Raw genomic sequence first — 15816 nt, forward strand, 5'->3', positions numbered from 1 at the left:
TTTTCCAGTAGTATTAGTAGTATGAAGAATAATAATACCAGAGGACTCTATGTTTAAAGGAAGCATTGTCGCTTTACTAACACCCATGAAGAATGATCAGATTGATGTCCCACGTTTACGAGAATTAGTCGAGTTTCATATTGAAATGGGGAGCCATGGTCTTGTTGCAGCCGGTTCTACCGGTGAATCAGGTACTTTATCACATGAAGAAAAACTACTCGTTATTAAAACAGTAGTTGATCAGGCGAAAGAACGAATTCCTGTTATTGCTGGTACTGGTATGAATGCAACCCGAGATTGTATTCAATTAACCCAGGAAGCTATGGAATGTGGTGCTCATGCAGCATTAATTATGACTCCTGCTTACATCAGACCGACGCAAGAAGGGCTATATTTACACTATAGTCAGATAGCCGAAGCGGCTGCTATGCCTATTATTTTATACAATGTGCCAACGAGAACAGCTTGTGATATGTTACCCGAAACAGTCGCCAGACTTGCGAAGATTTCTAATATTGTGGGAATAAAGGATGCTACGGGACAGATGACCCGTTTACAACAAATTTTGCGTCTTTCAGAAGGCAGTATTGATGTGTATAGTGGAGATGATTTTACTGCAGCATCCTGGATGTTGGCTGGAGCGAAGGGAAATATTTCAGCAGCAGCTAATGTGGTTCCGAAACTAATGGCTAAATTATGTGACTCGGCTTTAGATGGTGATCATGCAGCATGCTTACGTTTAAATGAACAATTAATGCCTTTGTATGACTTATTGTTTGTTGAAACGAACCCAATTGCAATAAAATGGGCAGCAAATAGAATGGGGTTAATGAACAATGAATTAAGATTGCCATTAACTCGTTTATCAAAAGAACATCATGAACCATTGGAAAAAATGATGAAGAGTTTGGAGTTGATTTAAGTGAAAAAGTTGGGTTTTATTTTTTTTGTAACACTTGTACTCTTTGGTTGTAGTCGTTATGCCAGTAATGGTGAACATCTTTACTTGAGTAGTCGTAATGGTCCCTCATTGGAAGTTCCGCCGCCATTAACGAGAGCAAATATTAGTAGTTTTTATGATTTGCCTGAGCAGAACCAGAATGCACGTGTAAGTATCGCACCACCTGTATCTTAAGGGGTTTATTATGACACCATCAGAATCGGCTGAGTTACTTATTGTACAGGAGTTATCGCAGCGTATTGTGGAAGCGCAACGTAAAATCAGGATTCTTGATAGTATTAAATGGGATGAATCCATAAGGAAGGAATTTTTTAAAAATAAAGGGAAAAAACTTCCAGCTATTGATAAAGAGTATTACGATAAAAAGCCTTTACCTTTTGATGTTCATGATAAACAAGAAGAATTCCGGATTATTTTACGTGATACTCAGAACCAACTGGGACAGTATTCCACTTTAACTCGTTTAATACGTCGTCAGTGTGAAGAATACAGTCGCGCTACGCAGATGCTTTCAAAACGAGGAACTCCTGCATTTTCAGAATTGGCAATGGAGTTGTATGGCAGTCCAAACGACGTATTCTATGCGGGCGGGCCACGTATGTCAGAGATGGGTACGTTACTCTTTGATGTCTTAACAGGTCTTAGTGTCCAATTACAGTCTGAAGCCGACGTAAAACGTTATACGCCCCAGCAGGCTCAAGAAATGCTACAAGCACGGTTAGGTCAATTTTTTGATAAACATCCGGGGAAGGTCACCGTCATGGTCAGTGATGATATGATTGCGGATGCTTCTGCGGGAGCAGACAGCATTAAATTGAGTCAACAAGCCATGTTTAGTGATCGCGATCTTCGTTATCTTGAAGTGCATGAAGGTTGGGTTCACGTTGGAACCACTTTAAATGGCTCCATGCAGCCCAATTGCTTTTTTCTTTCTAAAGGCTCTCCTTCTAGTAGCGTTATTCAGGAAGGTTTGGCGGTGATCACGGAGATTGTTACTTTTTCTTCATATCCTAGTCGTATGTTAAAGATTACTAATCGCGTGATTGCTTTGGATATGGTGACTCAAGGGGCTGATTTTCTCGATATTTATAATTATTTTATGGATTGTGGTTTAAGCGAAGAAGACAGTTACAATCAATCGGTACGTGTTTTCAGAGGAAGTACGCCTACAGGTGGTCCATTCACTAAAGATTTATCTTATGCTAAAGGCTTTGTATTGATTTACAACTACATCCGTTTTGCCATCAGCCGCAAGCATGTTGAGTCTATTCCCTTATTATTTACCGGAAAATTAGTGCTTGACGATTTGCCTTTACTTACTGAACTTAAAGAGCGTGGAATTTTAACCAATCCTGTTTATCTTCCGCCTCCATTCCAAGATTTGGCTGCGTTAAGTGCGTGGATGAGTTTTTCCTTGTATTTGAATCAATTTGATTTAAACGAGATTCAAAAGAATTTTCGCTTTTTGATCGTTTAGAACATGATCCTTGGCGGTCCATTGGAACCCGGACGGCTATGTCCGGGGGTGAGTATACTTCTATAAGAGAGTCTGGGTTACGGACTTTGCTTTCACCCAGGCTAAGACATTTATAATTAAGCCTTACACGCCACAGCCTCAATAAGCTCGATTGGTTCTTCTCTTTTGCGCTGATGTGAAAAGAAGCGAGCTTGACTGTAACTTAAATTAGGTTTCTCTTGTTCTTGTATTGTTTTTGAAAGTTCAGGGTATTCATCCAAAAGCAATCGAGCTTGTTCTTTGATGTATGAATCATTAGATTTATTAATCATATTGAAATAATAAGTCGCTGTTTGCAGATCCTTGGCATCATTTGAGTTTCCTAATATTTGTACCATAACCAGCATGGCATTAGTGCATTTCAAATTCGCAGCCTGGCGCATGGTTTGTTTGTACTCAGAAGATGTAGGTGGATAAATATGGGCTAAATGGTATAAAGCCATAGGGTTATCCCGAGCTAAAGCGATCATTTTAGGTAAATTTTGGATCACCGCTTGTTGTAAAACATGATCGTTAGGTGATTTATGTAATTGATTTACCAACGCAGCAAATTCATTACTAGAAGTTGTTGCCATATCCTACCCCCTAACCTTGACTACATTCCCTTGTAGGATAAAAGATCAAGGTTAAGGCAAGATTAAGGGGGGAGTGCTTTACGATTTTTTTACGTTTTCAAATGCTGCCCATCCTAAATGGAACAACATATGGGCCAATATTGCTGCAATAAGTCCCCATTGCCAAAATAAATATCCAAAAAGTAAGGACTGATAAAGGCTAAGGATAATCAGCGAGTAAATGAAACGTCGGTTAGAAGTACAGCCGGCAGCGATGTATGCAGGGATTTGGCTTACTACCAAAACCAAACCACTAATAAAAATTGAAATCCAAATGATCAAGGTAGGATATTGCTTTGTAAAGAGTAGTGCGAAAAATGTTGCAAGATTCATTAATCCCCATCGGCCAATGATTTCCTCTACGACACCGCCATAAAGAACACAACCATCCACACCAAGGGCAGTGCGTATACGAGTCATAATTTCCATGTTGTTCTTATCAACAATGCGTGCAATGAGACCGTAATAGAGAACTAAAAAAAATATAACTCCGAAAAAGGCATACAAAACAGTAGGTAGTAACATAGGAAGTAATACACTTACTGTTGCAGTACCCTGCAAAAGTGCTTCAAGCCTTGCATCATGTAAACCCGTCGTTGGAGATAACACGGCGCCTGCAAAACAGAGGACAAAGATCATAAATAAGGTTTGCAAAATGGCAAACCGACTCATTCTTTTCTTTAGTTCGTCAGAATTATCCGGTAATAAAAAATAAATTAAGCGTTTAATTGCAATGACTACGCCAGGAATGGATAAGCAGAATAAAACAATGATTAAAGGCCAATTGATTGTCATTTTTTATCCTTAAATAGTACTGAATAGAAAAAGCCATCCATACCTTGTTCTCCCGGTAAAATTTGTTGACCATGCCCTGTTGCGTGTCCCCATGCCCTAGGTTCTTTAATTATCGTACAGTCTGGATGGGTTGCAACAAAATTTGCGATTTGTTGCTCATTTTCAGCAGACATTACGGAACAAGTGGCATAAACAAGTACGCCACCTTTTGCGAGCAGGGGCCATAGGCAATTCAGCATGTTATGCTGAATTTTAGTTATGTTAACAATTTCCTCGTTATTACGTAATAACTTAATATCGGAGTGGCGTCGAATAACTCCTGTTGCAGAACAAGGAGCATCTAATAAAATACGATCAAAAAGTTGCCCATCCCACCACGTGGAGGGAGTTAATGCATCACCTTCAACTAAATTTGCATGCAAGTTGAGTCGATCTAAGTTTTGTTGAACTCGTTTCAATCGTTTAGGATCAACATCCAGAGCAATACATGCGGACAGATTCGGTTCCTTTTCTAGAATATGACAGGTTTTTCCTCCCGGAGCGCAGCAGGCATCGAGAAGACGTAACCCGGGTTTCAAAGACAGTAAAGAGGCTGCTAATTGCGCTGCACCGTCTTGAACGGAAACTCGCCCCTCTGTAAATCCTGGAAGTTGGTGCACATCGCAAGGTTTGCTTAAAGTAATTCCTTCAGGTGCTATAGGATGAGGTTCAGCAGCAATGCCCTCTTGATTTAAAAAGTGTAAGTATTCAGTAACTGAATTTTTTTGTACATTGACCCTTAAGGTCATGGGTGGGTGCATATCATTTGCTTGGGCGATTGCTTGCCAGTCATCAGGCCAATCTGCTTGCAAACGTTCCAGTAACCATTGCGGCTGGCCATGAATAAATCTGGGGTCATTGCTTAAACGCACCAGAATTTCTTTTTGTTGGCGACAGAAATTACGTAAAACAGCATTGACTAAACCCTTTGCCCAGGATTTTTTGATTTTTTCAAGTAAAGATACCGTTTCTTTGACTACAGCATAATCAGGTACCTGCATATAGTGCAATTGATAAAGGCCAATGAGTAATGCGACCCAAATTTCCAGTTCTTTAGGTTTTTTTTGTACTAAGCATTCCGCTATGGCTTGTAAACGAAAATAATGACGGCAAAACCCGAAGCAAATCTCTTTGGTCATGGGTGTGGCTTCGGCTGTTGAAGGCATAAGCTGTGATAAGGATGATTTCTCAGCTAATAACTGAGTTAAAATTTTTAAGGCGTGCAGTCGTTCATTCTTATTCATTAAACACAAATCCTGCATGTACTTGTGCTTTTGAAGAGTTTAACCAATCGGCAATGGAGATTACTTTAGCACCTGGAAGTTGGATTCGCTCTACAAGCAAACTTTGATTTCCAGTTGCGATTAACATTCCTTTTTTATCGATGCGAATGACAGTACCGGGTGCTTGTGAAAATGATTGGTCTACGACTTTGGCTTGATGAATACGCAACGTTTCTTCCCCAAGGGTTGTATAGGCGATTGGCCAAGGATTGAACGCACGAATTTTGCAGTCGATTTCTGTTGCTGAGTGCTGCCAATTGATACACGCATCTTCTTTGTTAATTTTGCTGGCGTAAGTGGCCAATTCATTATTTTGGATCTCGGGTTTTTCGGTGTGTGTCGCTAATTCATCTAGGGTTTGTAATAAAGGTTGCGCGGAGATCTGCGCCAATTTGTCATGCAATGTTTGCGCTGTCTCTGATGCAGTGATAGGGCAGGCAACCTTGTGAAGCATCGCACCTGTATCCATACCGACATCCATTTGCATAATCGTTACCCCAGATTCGTCATCGCCATGAAGCAGAACAGACTGAATGGGGGAGGCGCCACGCCAGCGAGGCAGCAAGGAAGCATGTACGTTAATACAACCTAAGCGCGGAATTTCCAGCACGGATTTAGGTAAAATTAATCCATAAGCAATTACTACTAAGACATCAGGCTTTAATGCAGCAAGCTCTGCAATGGCTTCAGGATTTTTGAAATTCAATGGCTGATAAACTGGGATATTCTGGTTTAAAGCCCACTCTTTGACTGCGGAAGCTTGCAGTTTTCTGCCCCGTCCAGCAGGACGGTCTGGTTGAGTATAAATTGCTTTAATATGATGTTTGGAATGTAACAATGCCTCAAGACAAGGCAAACCAAATTCTGGAGTTCCAGCAAAAACAATGTTCAATGTGCTCATGGTAACTACCTGTCAATCAAGGACCGTTCTTTAAGGGACGTATTTTAATGAAAAATCTTACAGAACCCTCAAGACCTTATCTACGTGCATGCTGGCGCTTGAATTTATCTAATTTCTTTCGTGCCATGGCTTTTTTCAATGGAGAAAGTAGATCAATAAACAGTTTGCCATTCATATGATCGATTTCATGCTGTAAACATTCTGCGAGTAAGCCTTCTGCTTCAATTTCAAAAGGTTTTCCATTTCGATCTAACGCCTTGACGGTAACTTTTTCTGCGCGAATCACGGTGTCGTAAGCACCAGGGACAGAAAGACAGCCTTCTTCAAATTTTTTTTCGCCTTCTGAGGCAATGATTTCAGGATTGATGATAACTAGTTGATTCTCTTTGTCTCCGATAATATCAATTACGGACAAACGCAAACTCACACCAATTTGAGGTGCTGCAAGTCCGACGCCTCGAGCATCATACATAGTTTCAAACATATCATCGATTAACGTTTGCAACTTATCATCAAAATGTGTAACGGGTTTTGCAACATCTCTTAATCGAGAGTCAGGTAAATATAGAATCGTATGAATAGCCATTGTTTATCTGGTTCTCTGTACAAAAATCATGTTAATATTATCCTTCATATATTGTAAGGCTGCAAGATATTCCAACAAAGGATTGACTCTAATGAGATTTATTCTTTTTATATTCTTTTTTCTCCTCTCTAATTTGAACTATGCACTAAGCTTAAAAGCAGATGCTCCAGCACGTTATGTGGTTCAACCAGGAGATACTTTATGGACTATAGCCAATCGCTATCTCAATAATCCCTGGGAATGGAAGGAGCTTTGGCATGCCAATCCCGGGATAAAAAATCCTAATCGTTTATACCCAGGAGCGGAGCTCGTTTTAGGCTTTTCTAAAACCAAACCCTACATTAAGGTAGTATCAAATGGGACAATAAAATTATCTCCCAATGTCCGTGCTTTGCCTTTAGATGATCCCATTCCTGCAATACTTTTAAGCGATATTAAGCCTTTTCTAAATGAATCGCTGATATTGGATCAGGACGCGGTCAGTAGAGCCCCTTATATTGTTGGATTGGTAGGGGAACACATGTTAGGTGGGCAAGGAGATGAGGTCTATGTTCGAGGATTACATCCATCACGAGAAATCCCCCCAGACGGTATTCCGTCGTATTCCATTTTTAGAGGGGGGAAAGATTATGTGGATCCAAAAACTAAGGAACTTTTAGGATATCGAGCTGATTTGATTGGTTATGCCGAGTTGATTGCAGGTGGTGAGCCTGCAACTATTTTATTAACCAGCATAAATGAAGGAGTGAGAATACAAGATAGTGTTCTGATTAATAATAGTCCTGAATTTAATTTGTTTTTTGAGCCTAAAGCACCTCTATTTCTCGTAAGGGGCTATATTATCGATATGCCAAATGGGATGCCTAGCGGAAATGTTGAGGAAGCTGCAGGTGGTGTGGCAGTGATTAGTTTGGGGGCCCGTGATGGATTGGAAGCCGGGGATGTTCTCGGTATCTATAGAGAAACAGGTACCGTCAATGACCCTAAAAATCCTCTGTTCCCTATTCTATTACCGCCTGAGCGTATTGGTGAGCTCATGGTGTTTCGGGTGTTTAGCAAAACCAGTTTTGCATTAATTGTTCGTTCAACACGCGTTGTTTACTTATTGAATTATGTGGCTAACCCATGAGTAATTTACCCTATTATCTTGCATTAAATCGAATGGAGCGAGTTGGGCCGCGCACCGTCGCCAAACTACAAACTCGTTGGCCTGACTTGCAGCACATGTTCCAGCTCTCAGCGATTGAACTCGAGCAAGCAGGCTTGCCGCAGGCTTTGGCGCATACTATTGCTCAGTTCGATATGAAGGTGATTGAAGAAGATTTGAGTTGGTTGCGTGCCGCAGATGATCATCATCTACTTACCTGGGACTCACCTGAATATCCTTCTTTATTGAAGGAAATTACGGATCCTCCCATTGTTTTATATGCTAAAGGACAGCTGGCTTGTTTAAATCAGCTTAAACTTGCGGTAGTAGGTAGTCGTAATCCGACTGTAACTGGAAGTGAAAACGCACGCCACTTTGCAAAAGCCATCGCCGCTCATGGAGTGACTATTGTGAGTGGTTTGGCCTTAGGTATTGATGCTCAAGCCCATCAAGGATGTTTAGAGGCCGGGGGGCAAACAATTGCGGTATTGGGTACAGGAATCGATCGAGTTTATCCTCATCGACATCGGGCTTTATCACAGAAAATTACTCAAAATGGTCTGTTAATGAGCGAATTTCCCTTGAAAAGTCCACCGATCGCTGGACATTTCCCCCGAAGAAATCGTATAATAAGTGGTTTATCATTGTGCATTTTGGTTGTTGAGTCAGCAATCAAGAGTGGATCATTAATCACAGCACGAATGGCCTTGGAACAAAATCGAGATGTTTTAGCGATTCCTGGCTCTATTCACAATCCTCTGGCTCGAGGGTGTCATTACCTGTTGCAGCAAGGAGCCAAATTAGTTACTTCAGTTGTCGATGTTCTTGAGGAGTTAGGGATTGATTTGGAACAGCAAACAGCTGATAAAGCTATTTTACCTCTTGCCAGCGGGAATAAAAACCTAGTAAAGTTCATTGGCTTTGAAATGACTACAGTGGATCAGATCATTTTACGTAGCGGATGCACCGTTGAGCAAGTCACTAGTGAGCTTGCAGAATTAGAATTAAATGGGGCTGTTGTATCTGTGCCCGGTGGCTATATGAGGTGTTAGTATATGAAAGATAACTTATTTGAGATGTTATTGAGTTTATTTGAACAAAGTCTTACTCAACTGAAAGAAAGCCATAAAACCGCTGGTCAAGATGCAACGGAACAACTAAATGAAGATGAGAACGTAACTTCTGAAGAACAAGTCTTACATTTGAAATTACAACAACACACATCAACTCGAGTCTTTACCTATGATGAGCAAATGAAACTGACTAAGGCCAGTTATCAATTTCTCATGCGTATGAAATTATGGAATGTTCTTAATACCGAATCATTTGAAATGATTATGAATCAATTACAATTTTCTGAATCTCGTATCGTAACTCTTCAAGAGACTAAATGGACTATAAGAAATGCTTTAGGGAGTTCTTTAAATGAAGAACAGTTGGCTTTTCTTGATTTAGTTCTTTATCAAACAGAAGATGAATTGACATTACATTAAAAGATCGTCTATTACCTATATTACTAGAAGTTGGTGATATTTCATTTTCAGCATCACTATTCCATGCTTGTTCTCAGGCGTGGGTATTTGGGTGCTTAGGGATGAAGTGAAAAGGATAAGGTTAACGTTATATGAGTAAACATTTGGTGATTGTTGAATCACCCGCAAAAGCGAAAACAATTCAAAAATATTTAGGCGGTGATTATGAGGTTGTGGCCTCTTATGGGCATGTGCGTGATCTACCTGCACGCAAGGGCTCCGTTAATCCCGAAAAACATTTTGCAATGACTTATGTTCCTATTGAAAAGAACGCACGTCATATCGAAACCATTGCCAAAATGCTCAAAAAGTCAGACTCTCTCTTGCTTGCAACGGACCCTGATCGTGAAGGCGAAGCCATTTCCTGGCATATTTTTGAATTAATGAAAGAAAAAAATCTCACAAAAGATAAACCCATTCACCGGATTTTTTTCAACGAAATTACTAAATCAGCAATTCAGGATGCAATAAATAACCCACGTTCCATTTCAATGGATTTAGTTAATGCTCAACAGGCACGACGTGCATTGGATTATTTGGTGGGATTTAATCTGTCTCCCCTATTATGGAAAAAAGTGAGAAGAGGACTTTCTGCGGGACGCGTGCAAAGCCCAGCACTACGACTTATAGTCGAGCGGGAAGAGGAAATCGAACGTTTTGTTGCTCAAGAATATTGGAAGATTTTAGCGGACTGCCTTCATAATAAAGTATCTTTTGAAGCACGTTTAACACATTACAAAAATGAAAAATTACAGCAATTTACGGTAACCAAAGAAGAACAGGCTCAAGAAATTAAAGAGAATCTGATTCGTCAAGCTCAAGGTCATTTACTCGTTACTCAAATTGAGAAAAAGCAGCGAAAACGTAAGCCTTCACCTCCGTTTATTACCTCGACCTTACAACAAGAAGCCGCACGAAAATTGGGTTTTACTGCGCGAAAGTCGATGATGGTTGCGCAACAATTGTATGAAGGGATAGATATTGGAACTGGGACTGTCGGTCTTATATCCTATATGCGTACCGATTCGGTGAATTTATCGACAGAAGCAATAGAGGAAACACGACAATTTATTACGGGACGTTATGGTGCCGATAATTGTCCTGAAAGCCCAAGAGTTTATAAAACCAAATCGAAAAATGCTCAAGAAGCACATGAGGCAATTCGTCCCACGTCGATTAAACGTACACCGGAAATGGTGCAATCGGCATTAACCGCAGATCAATACAAACTGTACAGTTTAATTTGGAAACGTACAGTAGCTTGCCAGATGGCCGATGCAATATTAGATACGGTTGCTGTTGATTTAAGTTGTGGCGAAGGCAATATGTTCCGCGCAAATGGTTCTACAATTACGTTTCCTGGCTTCCTCTCCGTGTACGAAGAAGGTCGGGATGATACTAAAGATGATGAAAATGAAGGTTCATTATTACCTGCATTGGCCGTTGGTGAAAAAGTCAAAGTACAAGACATATTAGCGAATCAACACTTTACTGAGCCTCCACCAAGATACTCTGAAGCAACTTTGGTTAAGGCACTGGAAGAATATGATATTGGACGACCGTCAACTTATGCATCCATCATTCATACATTGCAACAGCGTGAATACGTTGTTGTTGATAAGAAAAGATTTTTTCCAACAGATGTTGGTCGCATAGTAAATCGCTTTTTGACTGGTTATTTTACACGTTATGTAGACTATAAATTTACTGCTCAACTTGAAGATACCCTGGATGCTATCGCACGGGGTGAAAAAGAATGGATCCCGGTCTTAGAAGAATTTTGGCAGCCATTTGTCCAACAAATTCAAACGACTGATCAACAGGTACAGCGCAAAGATGTAACCTCTGAGGTTTTAGATGAAGAGTGTCCAAAATGTGGAAAACCTTTGTCAATAAGATTGGGCAAACGCGGACGCTTCATTGGCTGCACTGGCTATCCAGAGTGTGATTACACGCAAGATATGGCGGGTCAGGATAGTGAAAAAAATGAACCTGAAGTTGTTGAAGGAAGAGTGTGTCCGGCTTGTTCCAGTTCACTGCATATAAAAACAGGACGTTATGGTCGTTTTATTGGTTGTAGTAACTATCCTCAATGCAAGCACATGGAACCCATAGAAAAACCAGCGGATACAGGCGTGGAATGTCCTAAGTGTCATGAAGCAAAAATCTTACAGCGCAAATCAAGAAAAGGAAAGATTTTCTATTCGTGTGGAAATTATCCTAAATGCGATTATGCCTTATGGAATGAACCGATTAATCATCCATGCCCAAAATGTAGTTGGCCAATTTTGACGGTAAAAGAAAGCAAAAAATTTGGTCGACAAATTCTTTGTCCACAAGATGGATGTGGTTATTCTACCAAGGAAGAACTCGACGCAATTAAATAAGAAACGTTAAATCCTGGGGACGGTGTTTGCCGCACCCAGGGTATTAAATGTTTCGATCAATAAAAATCAATAGTAGTCGTAGTTACATCTAAAGGACCTACTGGATAAGAATAAACAGATACGGGTTGAACAACTGGTGCAACAGCAGGCGTAACAACACGTGTCACAGCCACAGGTCTATATGAAACTACCGGTCTATATCGAACTACGGGTTTGTATGTAACTGCTGATGTATATGCAATTGTCGGTGTGTATACCGGTGTATATGCGGTGGTACAACAACATCCTGCCATCAAAACAATACTTCCTAAAAGAATAATCCATTTCATTATGTAGCCCCCTTTAATGGATGCCTACGAAAAGTGTAGATTATTTAAACATTAATCTCAAGAATTGAACTATTAAGACCCTATAATCTCAGGATTGATGGAAGCTCTTTTCTCCTGCAAACGAAAGAGGGCACTTGATATAAGAAGTCCCCCTCTCCCGTACTGGGAGAGGGGCTAGGGGTGAGGGATATACCTTCATTGAATACAAACTCATTCTTCCTGTTCATTTTGAATCAGTATATACTCATCATCTTCTTCTTAGAAATAACTCAAACAGGATGTAGTGATGTTAGACAGGACCATTGTAGTTGATGAGCAATTTTTAAATCGAGTACAACAAGCAGATTTTCCAAAACCCAATAGTACGATGAGTCCGGAAACAGCGGAATTGGATAAGAAAACTGCTATAGAGCTCTTTGATTCGCAAATCAAATCACGCCTCCTTGATTTGATTGCCAGGCAGCTCAAGGAAAAAGGTTTATCTTTTTATACTATAGGCAGCAGCGGGCACGAAGGTAATGCAGTTTGGGGACAGGTTTTTCGTCCCGATGACATGGCTTTTTTGCACTATCGAAGCGGTGCTTTTTATTTACAGCGTGCCAAAAAAGTACAAACTACTGACGGCGTTAGAGATATTTTACTTTCTCTAGTCGCTGCATCAACTGATCCCATTTCAGGAGGGCGCCATAAAGTTTTTGGTAGTGTTCCTCTAAATATTCCGCCACAAACTTCTACTATTGCATCGCATTTACCCAAGGCTTTGGGTGCTGCATTATCGATTACGCGAGCAAAAGAACTACATATTCAAAGCAATTTAAATCCAGATTCTATCGTCATTTGTTCTTTTGGTGATGCATCAACAAACCATGCTTCGGCACAAGCAACTCTGAATGCTTGCTCATGGATTGCTCAACAAAATTATCCTGTACCCATTGTATTTATTTGTGAAGACAATGGAATAGGAATTTCAGTATCCACACCACCCCAGTGGATTGAGCGCTCTGTCAGTGCTCGACCGGGAATTCATTATATTGCTTGTGATGGCTTGAACATTGCGGATGCCTATGCGAGTGCACAAGAGGCAGAATACTTGGCGAGGGTAAAAAAACAACCTGTTTTTTTACACATGCGTTGCGTGCGTTTATTAGGCCATGCCGGGTCTGATATTGAATCACAATATTGTACGCAAGCTGAAATTGAAGCCCGAGAAGCTCAAGATCCTTTATTACATACGGCCGGTCTTTTATATCGGGAAGGGTGGATGAGTATTCAAGACATACTAAGCCTTTATCAAAATAATAAAGATTTAATTGAAGCCAAGGCTGTGGATGTCATCAGGCAGCCCAAGCTCTCCAGTGCTGAAGCCGTAATGTCTTCATTAATTCCCAATGGACCTAAGAAACCACCATTCCCTTTGCCCAGTGAAGAACAGCGCGCAGAAGTCTTTGCTAATGCATTTTCACAATTAGCTCAAAAACGAAATTTATGTCAGCAGATTAATTTTGCTTTGACTGATTTAATGCTGCAATATCCTAATATGCTAGTGTTCGGGGAAGATGTAGGCAAGAAGGGCGGTGTTTATCGAGTGACTGCTGATTTACAGGCTCGTTTTGGACAACGCCGAGTCTTTGATACGATTTTAGATGAAACCACAATTTTAGGAACTGCAATTGGCATGGCGCACAATGGATTTATTCCAGTGCCCGAAATTCAGTTTTTGGCTTATTTGCATAACGCAGAAGACCAACTCCGTGGCGAAGCCTCCACGCTATCCTTCTTTTCCAGCGGCCAATATCAAAACCCCATGGTATTGCGGATTGCCTCATTAGCTTATCAGAAGGGATTTGGTGGTCATTTCCATAATGATAATTCTATTGCTGTGTTACGCGATTTGCCTGGAGTGATTGTCGCTTGTCCTTCAAATGGTCCAGATGCAGCAAAAATGTTGCGAACATGCATGCGGCTGGCTTATGAAGAGGGAAGGGTAGTCGTCTTTTTAGAACCTATTGCTTTATATATGACCAAGGACTTACATGAGCCAGGTGATAATGGATGGCTATTTAATTACCCAGCCCCCGATGCACAGATTGAGCCGGGAGAGGTAGGTGTTTTTGGGGAAGGGCCCACAGTAATCTTAACCTATGCCAATGGGTATTATTTATCACGGCAAGCGGCAAAGGTGCTGAAAGAAGAACACAATATTCCTGTGAAAATCGTGGACTTACGTTGGCTTAGTCCCTTACCGGTCGAAGCAATTTTGAAAGAAATAGCCAAAGCGAAACAGGTATTAATTGTTGATGAAGGCAGACAAAGCGGCTCAGTAAGTGAGGGATTGATGACCATGTTGTTGGAGGAAGCCTCATCCAGGTTAAAAATCAAGCGAATTACCGGTAAAGATTGCTTTATTCCTTTGGGTAATGCTTGGCAATATTTGTTACCCAGTAAAGAAAGTATTATTGAAGCGGTAATTGCGTTACAGTCAGATAAAAGGGAGAAAGAAAGTGGACGACTTGTTGTTTCTTGATGAACAATTGAACGGTGATGAGCGCATGATACGTGATAGTGTCGCGCGTTTTGTCACCAATGATGTAATGCCTTTAATGGTAGAATCTTTTGAACATGCGCAATTTCCTCGTGAGCTCATTAGAAAATCAGCAGAAATGGGATTATTAGGTTTGACCTTGCCCGCTGAATATGGTGGCGCTGAGGCCTCTTACGTTGCTTATGGCTTGGTGTGTCAGGAATTAGAACGCGGTGATAGTGGCTTACGCAGCTTTGTTTCGGTACAAAGTTCCTTATGCATGTTTCCTATTTTTCGTTTTGGTACTGAAGAGCAACGAGTGCGCTTTTTACCCGGAATGGCTACAGGTGAGATCATTGGTTGTTTTGGTTTGACTGAGCCTGATTTCGGCTCCGATCCCTCGGGCATGAGAACCACTGCCAAGAAAGTAAAAGGTGGATGGACTCTAAATGGTGCCAAAATGTGGATAACCAACGCACCCATTGCCGATATTGCTATTGTTTGGGCAAAAACCGATGAAGGTATTCGTGGATTTATTGTTGATACTAAATCTGAAGGATTTAGATGTCCTGAAATCAAATTAAAGATGTCATTACGCGCTTCAATCACCGGCGAATTGGTGTTTGATAATGTTTTTGTCCCTGATGAAAATTATCTTCCTGGCAGTGAGAAAGGTTTAGGTGCTCCTTTAAGTTGCTTAAGTCAGGCACGGTATGGAATTGCATGGGGTGCTATGGGCGCGGCAATGGCTTGTTTTGATATTACTCGCGACTATCTGTTAGAGCGTAAACAATTTAACAAGCCGTTGGCATCGTTTCAGCTTATTCAAAAAGATCTGGCAGATATGTATACTGAAATTCTTAAGGCACAATGTCTTAATTTACAGATAGGCCGAATAAAAGATAATCATCGTGAAAATCCCGTGATGATTTCCCTGGCTAAAGGGAATGCATGCCGTGAAGCATTAAACATCGCACGAAAATGCAGGAATTTATTAGGAGCAAATGGAATCAGTCTTGAATATCATGTGATTCGTCACATGCTTAACTTAGAATCAGTCTTTACGTACGAGGGTACGGATAATGTTCATACTCTAGTACTAGGAAAACATATTACAGGCATTAATGCTTTTGCTTAAACCAAGCACTAAACGGTTAAGCATCACGATCAATGACTTTAATTGTAACCCGGAAACTCAATCCGGG

The 15816-nt window shown here is 40.7% G+C and carries 15 protein-coding genes; 9 read left to right on the forward strand and 6 right to left on the reverse strand.

Annotated elements, in window-relative coordinates; translation table 11 throughout:
- Positions 1–49 precede the first annotated feature (49 nt).
- Genes dapA through ACWTEW_RS20150 form a run of 3 tightly spaced genes read left to right on the forward strand, consistent with a single transcriptional unit; the run spans position 50 to position 2438 of the window.
- Positions 50–922, forward strand: coding sequence for a 4-hydroxy-tetrahydrodipicolinate synthase (gene dapA, locus ACWTEW_RS20140; protein ID WP_454780291.1), 873 nt, complete (start codon positions 50–52; stop codon positions 920–922).
- Positions 923–1135: a hypothetical protein gene (locus tag ACWTEW_RS20145; RefSeq protein WP_454780292.1), complete on the forward strand. Its 213-nt coding sequence runs from the start codon at positions 923–925 to the stop codon at positions 1133–1135.
- A 10-nt stretch (positions 1136–1145) separates the two neighbouring features.
- Positions 1146–2438 carry a flavohemoglobin expression-modulating QEGLA motif protein gene (locus tag ACWTEW_RS20150; RefSeq protein ID WP_454780293.1) on the forward strand — a complete coding sequence of 431 codons (1293 nt, stop codon included), beginning with the start codon at positions 1146–1148 and terminating at the stop codon, positions 2436–2438.
- A 116-nt stretch (positions 2439–2554) separates the two neighbouring features.
- Here ACWTEW_RS20150 and ACWTEW_RS20155 read toward each other — a convergent pair whose 3' ends face one another.
- The 5 genes from ACWTEW_RS20155 to def form a co-directional block, all read right to left on the reverse strand.
- The gene (locus ACWTEW_RS20155; protein ID WP_454780294.1) at positions 2555–3052 is read right to left on the reverse strand and encodes a hypothetical protein; all 498 of its coding nucleotides are present in this window, start codon (positions 3050–3052) and stop codon (positions 2555–2557) included.
- A gap of 78 nt (positions 3053–3130) precedes the next feature.
- Positions 3131–3886 (reverse strand): CPBP family intramembrane glutamate endopeptidase, encoded by a 756-nt coding sequence (locus ACWTEW_RS20160; RefSeq protein ID WP_454780295.1) that lies wholly within the window; start codon positions 3884–3886, stop codon positions 3131–3133.
- Positions 3883–5169, reverse strand: a complete 1287-nt coding sequence (gene rsmB / locus ACWTEW_RS20165) for a 16S rRNA (cytosine(967)-C(5))-methyltransferase RsmB (RefSeq protein ID WP_454780296.1) — start codon at positions 5167–5169, stop codon at positions 3883–3885. Before rsmB ends, ACWTEW_RS20160 begins: the two co-directional genes overlap by 4 nt.
- A complete protein-coding gene (gene fmt / locus ACWTEW_RS20170; RefSeq protein WP_454780297.1) occupies positions 5162–6109 on the reverse strand; it encodes a methionyl-tRNA formyltransferase in 948 nt (315 codons plus the stop codon). Before fmt ends, rsmB begins: the two co-directional genes overlap by 8 nt.
- A 76-nt stretch (positions 6110–6185) precedes the next feature.
- Positions 6186–6695 (reverse strand): peptide deformylase, encoded by a 510-nt coding sequence (gene def, locus ACWTEW_RS20175; protein WP_454780298.1) that lies wholly within the window; start codon positions 6693–6695, stop codon positions 6186–6188.
- Between the two features lie 91 nt (positions 6696–6786).
- Here def and ACWTEW_RS20180 point away from each other — a divergent pair, with 91 nt between their 5' ends.
- From ACWTEW_RS20180 to topA, 4 genes are all read left to right on the forward strand, one after another.
- Positions 6787–7824 (forward strand): LysM peptidoglycan-binding domain-containing protein, encoded by a 1038-nt coding sequence (locus ACWTEW_RS20180; RefSeq protein ID WP_454780299.1) that lies wholly within the window; start codon positions 6787–6789, stop codon positions 7822–7824.
- Positions 7821–8894 (forward strand): DNA-processing protein DprA, encoded by a 1074-nt coding sequence (gene dprA / locus ACWTEW_RS20185; RefSeq protein ID WP_454780300.1) that lies wholly within the window; start codon positions 7821–7823, stop codon positions 8892–8894. The genes ACWTEW_RS20180 and dprA overlap by 4 nt, the downstream gene beginning before the upstream one ends.
- A 3-nt stretch (positions 8895–8897) precedes the next feature.
- A complete protein-coding gene (locus ACWTEW_RS20190; RefSeq protein ID WP_454780301.1) occupies positions 8898–9335 on the forward strand; it encodes a DUF494 family protein in 438 nt (145 codons plus the stop codon).
- Positions 9336–9466: 131 nt separating this feature from the next.
- The gene (gene topA, locus ACWTEW_RS20195; RefSeq protein ID WP_454780302.1) at positions 9467–11761 is read left to right on the forward strand and encodes a type I DNA topoisomerase; all 2295 of its coding nucleotides are present in this window, start codon (positions 9467–9469) and stop codon (positions 11759–11761) included.
- A 56-nt stretch (positions 11762–11817) separates the two neighbouring features.
- Here the strand turns inward: topA and ACWTEW_RS20200 are convergent, their stop codons facing one another.
- Positions 11818–12090, reverse strand: coding sequence for a hypothetical protein (locus tag ACWTEW_RS20200; RefSeq protein ID WP_454780303.1), 273 nt, complete (start codon positions 12088–12090; stop codon positions 11818–11820).
- Between the two features lie 286 nt (positions 12091–12376).
- On the opposite strand from ACWTEW_RS20200, the gene ACWTEW_RS20205 reads away from it, so the two are divergent.
- Together ACWTEW_RS20205 and ACWTEW_RS20210 are read left to right on the forward strand one after the other, a co-directional pair.
- The gene (locus tag ACWTEW_RS20205) at positions 12377–14614 is read left to right on the forward strand and encodes a dehydrogenase E1 component subunit alpha/beta (protein ID WP_454780304.1); all 2238 of its coding nucleotides are present in this window, start codon (positions 12377–12379) and stop codon (positions 14612–14614) included.
- Complete coding sequence (locus tag ACWTEW_RS20210) at positions 14592–15749, forward strand: acyl-CoA dehydrogenase family protein (protein ID WP_454780305.1); 1158 nt, start codon at positions 14592–14594, stop codon at positions 15747–15749. The genes ACWTEW_RS20205 and ACWTEW_RS20210 overlap by 23 nt, the downstream gene beginning before the upstream one ends.
- Positions 15750–15816 lie beyond the last annotated feature (67 nt).

This window comes from Legionella stuttgartensis (assembly GCF_977063405.2).

Excerpts from the sequence above, each read along its gene's own strand:
- ACWTEW_RS20180 (WP_454780299.1), top strand. The coding sequence starts at position 6,787 with ATGAGATTTATTCTTTTTATATTCTTTTTTCTCCTCTCTAATTTGAAC.
- ACWTEW_RS20160 (WP_454780295.1), bottom strand. The coding sequence starts at position 3,886 with ATGACAATCAATTGGCCTTTAATCATTGTTTTATTCTGCTTATCCATT.
- def (WP_454780298.1), bottom strand. The coding sequence starts at position 6,695 with ATGGCTATTCATACGATTCTATATTTACCTGACTCTCGATTAAGAGAT.
- ACWTEW_RS20190 (WP_454780301.1), top strand. The coding sequence starts at position 8,898 with ATGAAAGATAACTTATTTGAGATGTTATTGAGTTTATTTGAACAAAGT.
- dprA (WP_454780300.1), top strand. The coding sequence starts at position 7,821 with ATGAGTAATTTACCCTATTATCTTGCATTAAATCGAATGGAGCGAGTT.
- dapA (WP_454780291.1), top strand. The coding sequence starts at position 50 with ATGTTTAAAGGAAGCATTGTCGCTTTACTAACACCCATGAAGAATGAT.
- ACWTEW_RS20200 (WP_454780303.1), bottom strand. The coding sequence starts at position 12,090 with ATGAAATGGATTATTCTTTTAGGAAGTATTGTTTTGATGGCAGGATGT.
- ACWTEW_RS20205 (WP_454780304.1), top strand. The coding sequence starts at position 12,377 with ATGTTAGACAGGACCATTGTAGTTGATGAGCAATTTTTAAATCGAGTA.
- fmt (WP_454780297.1), bottom strand. The coding sequence starts at position 6,109 with ATGAGCACATTGAACATTGTTTTTGCTGGAACTCCAGAATTTGGTTTG.
- ACWTEW_RS20155 (WP_454780294.1), bottom strand. The coding sequence starts at position 3,052 with ATGGCAACAACTTCTAGTAATGAATTTGCTGCGTTGGTAAATCAATTA.
- ACWTEW_RS20150 (WP_454780293.1), top strand. The coding sequence starts at position 1,146 with ATGACACCATCAGAATCGGCTGAGTTACTTATTGTACAGGAGTTATCG.
- rsmB (WP_454780296.1), bottom strand. The coding sequence starts at position 5,169 with ATGAATAAGAATGAACGACTGCACGCCTTAAAAATTTTAACTCAGTTA.
- topA (WP_454780302.1), top strand. The coding sequence starts at position 9,467 with ATGAGTAAACATTTGGTGATTGTTGAATCACCCGCAAAAGCGAAAACA.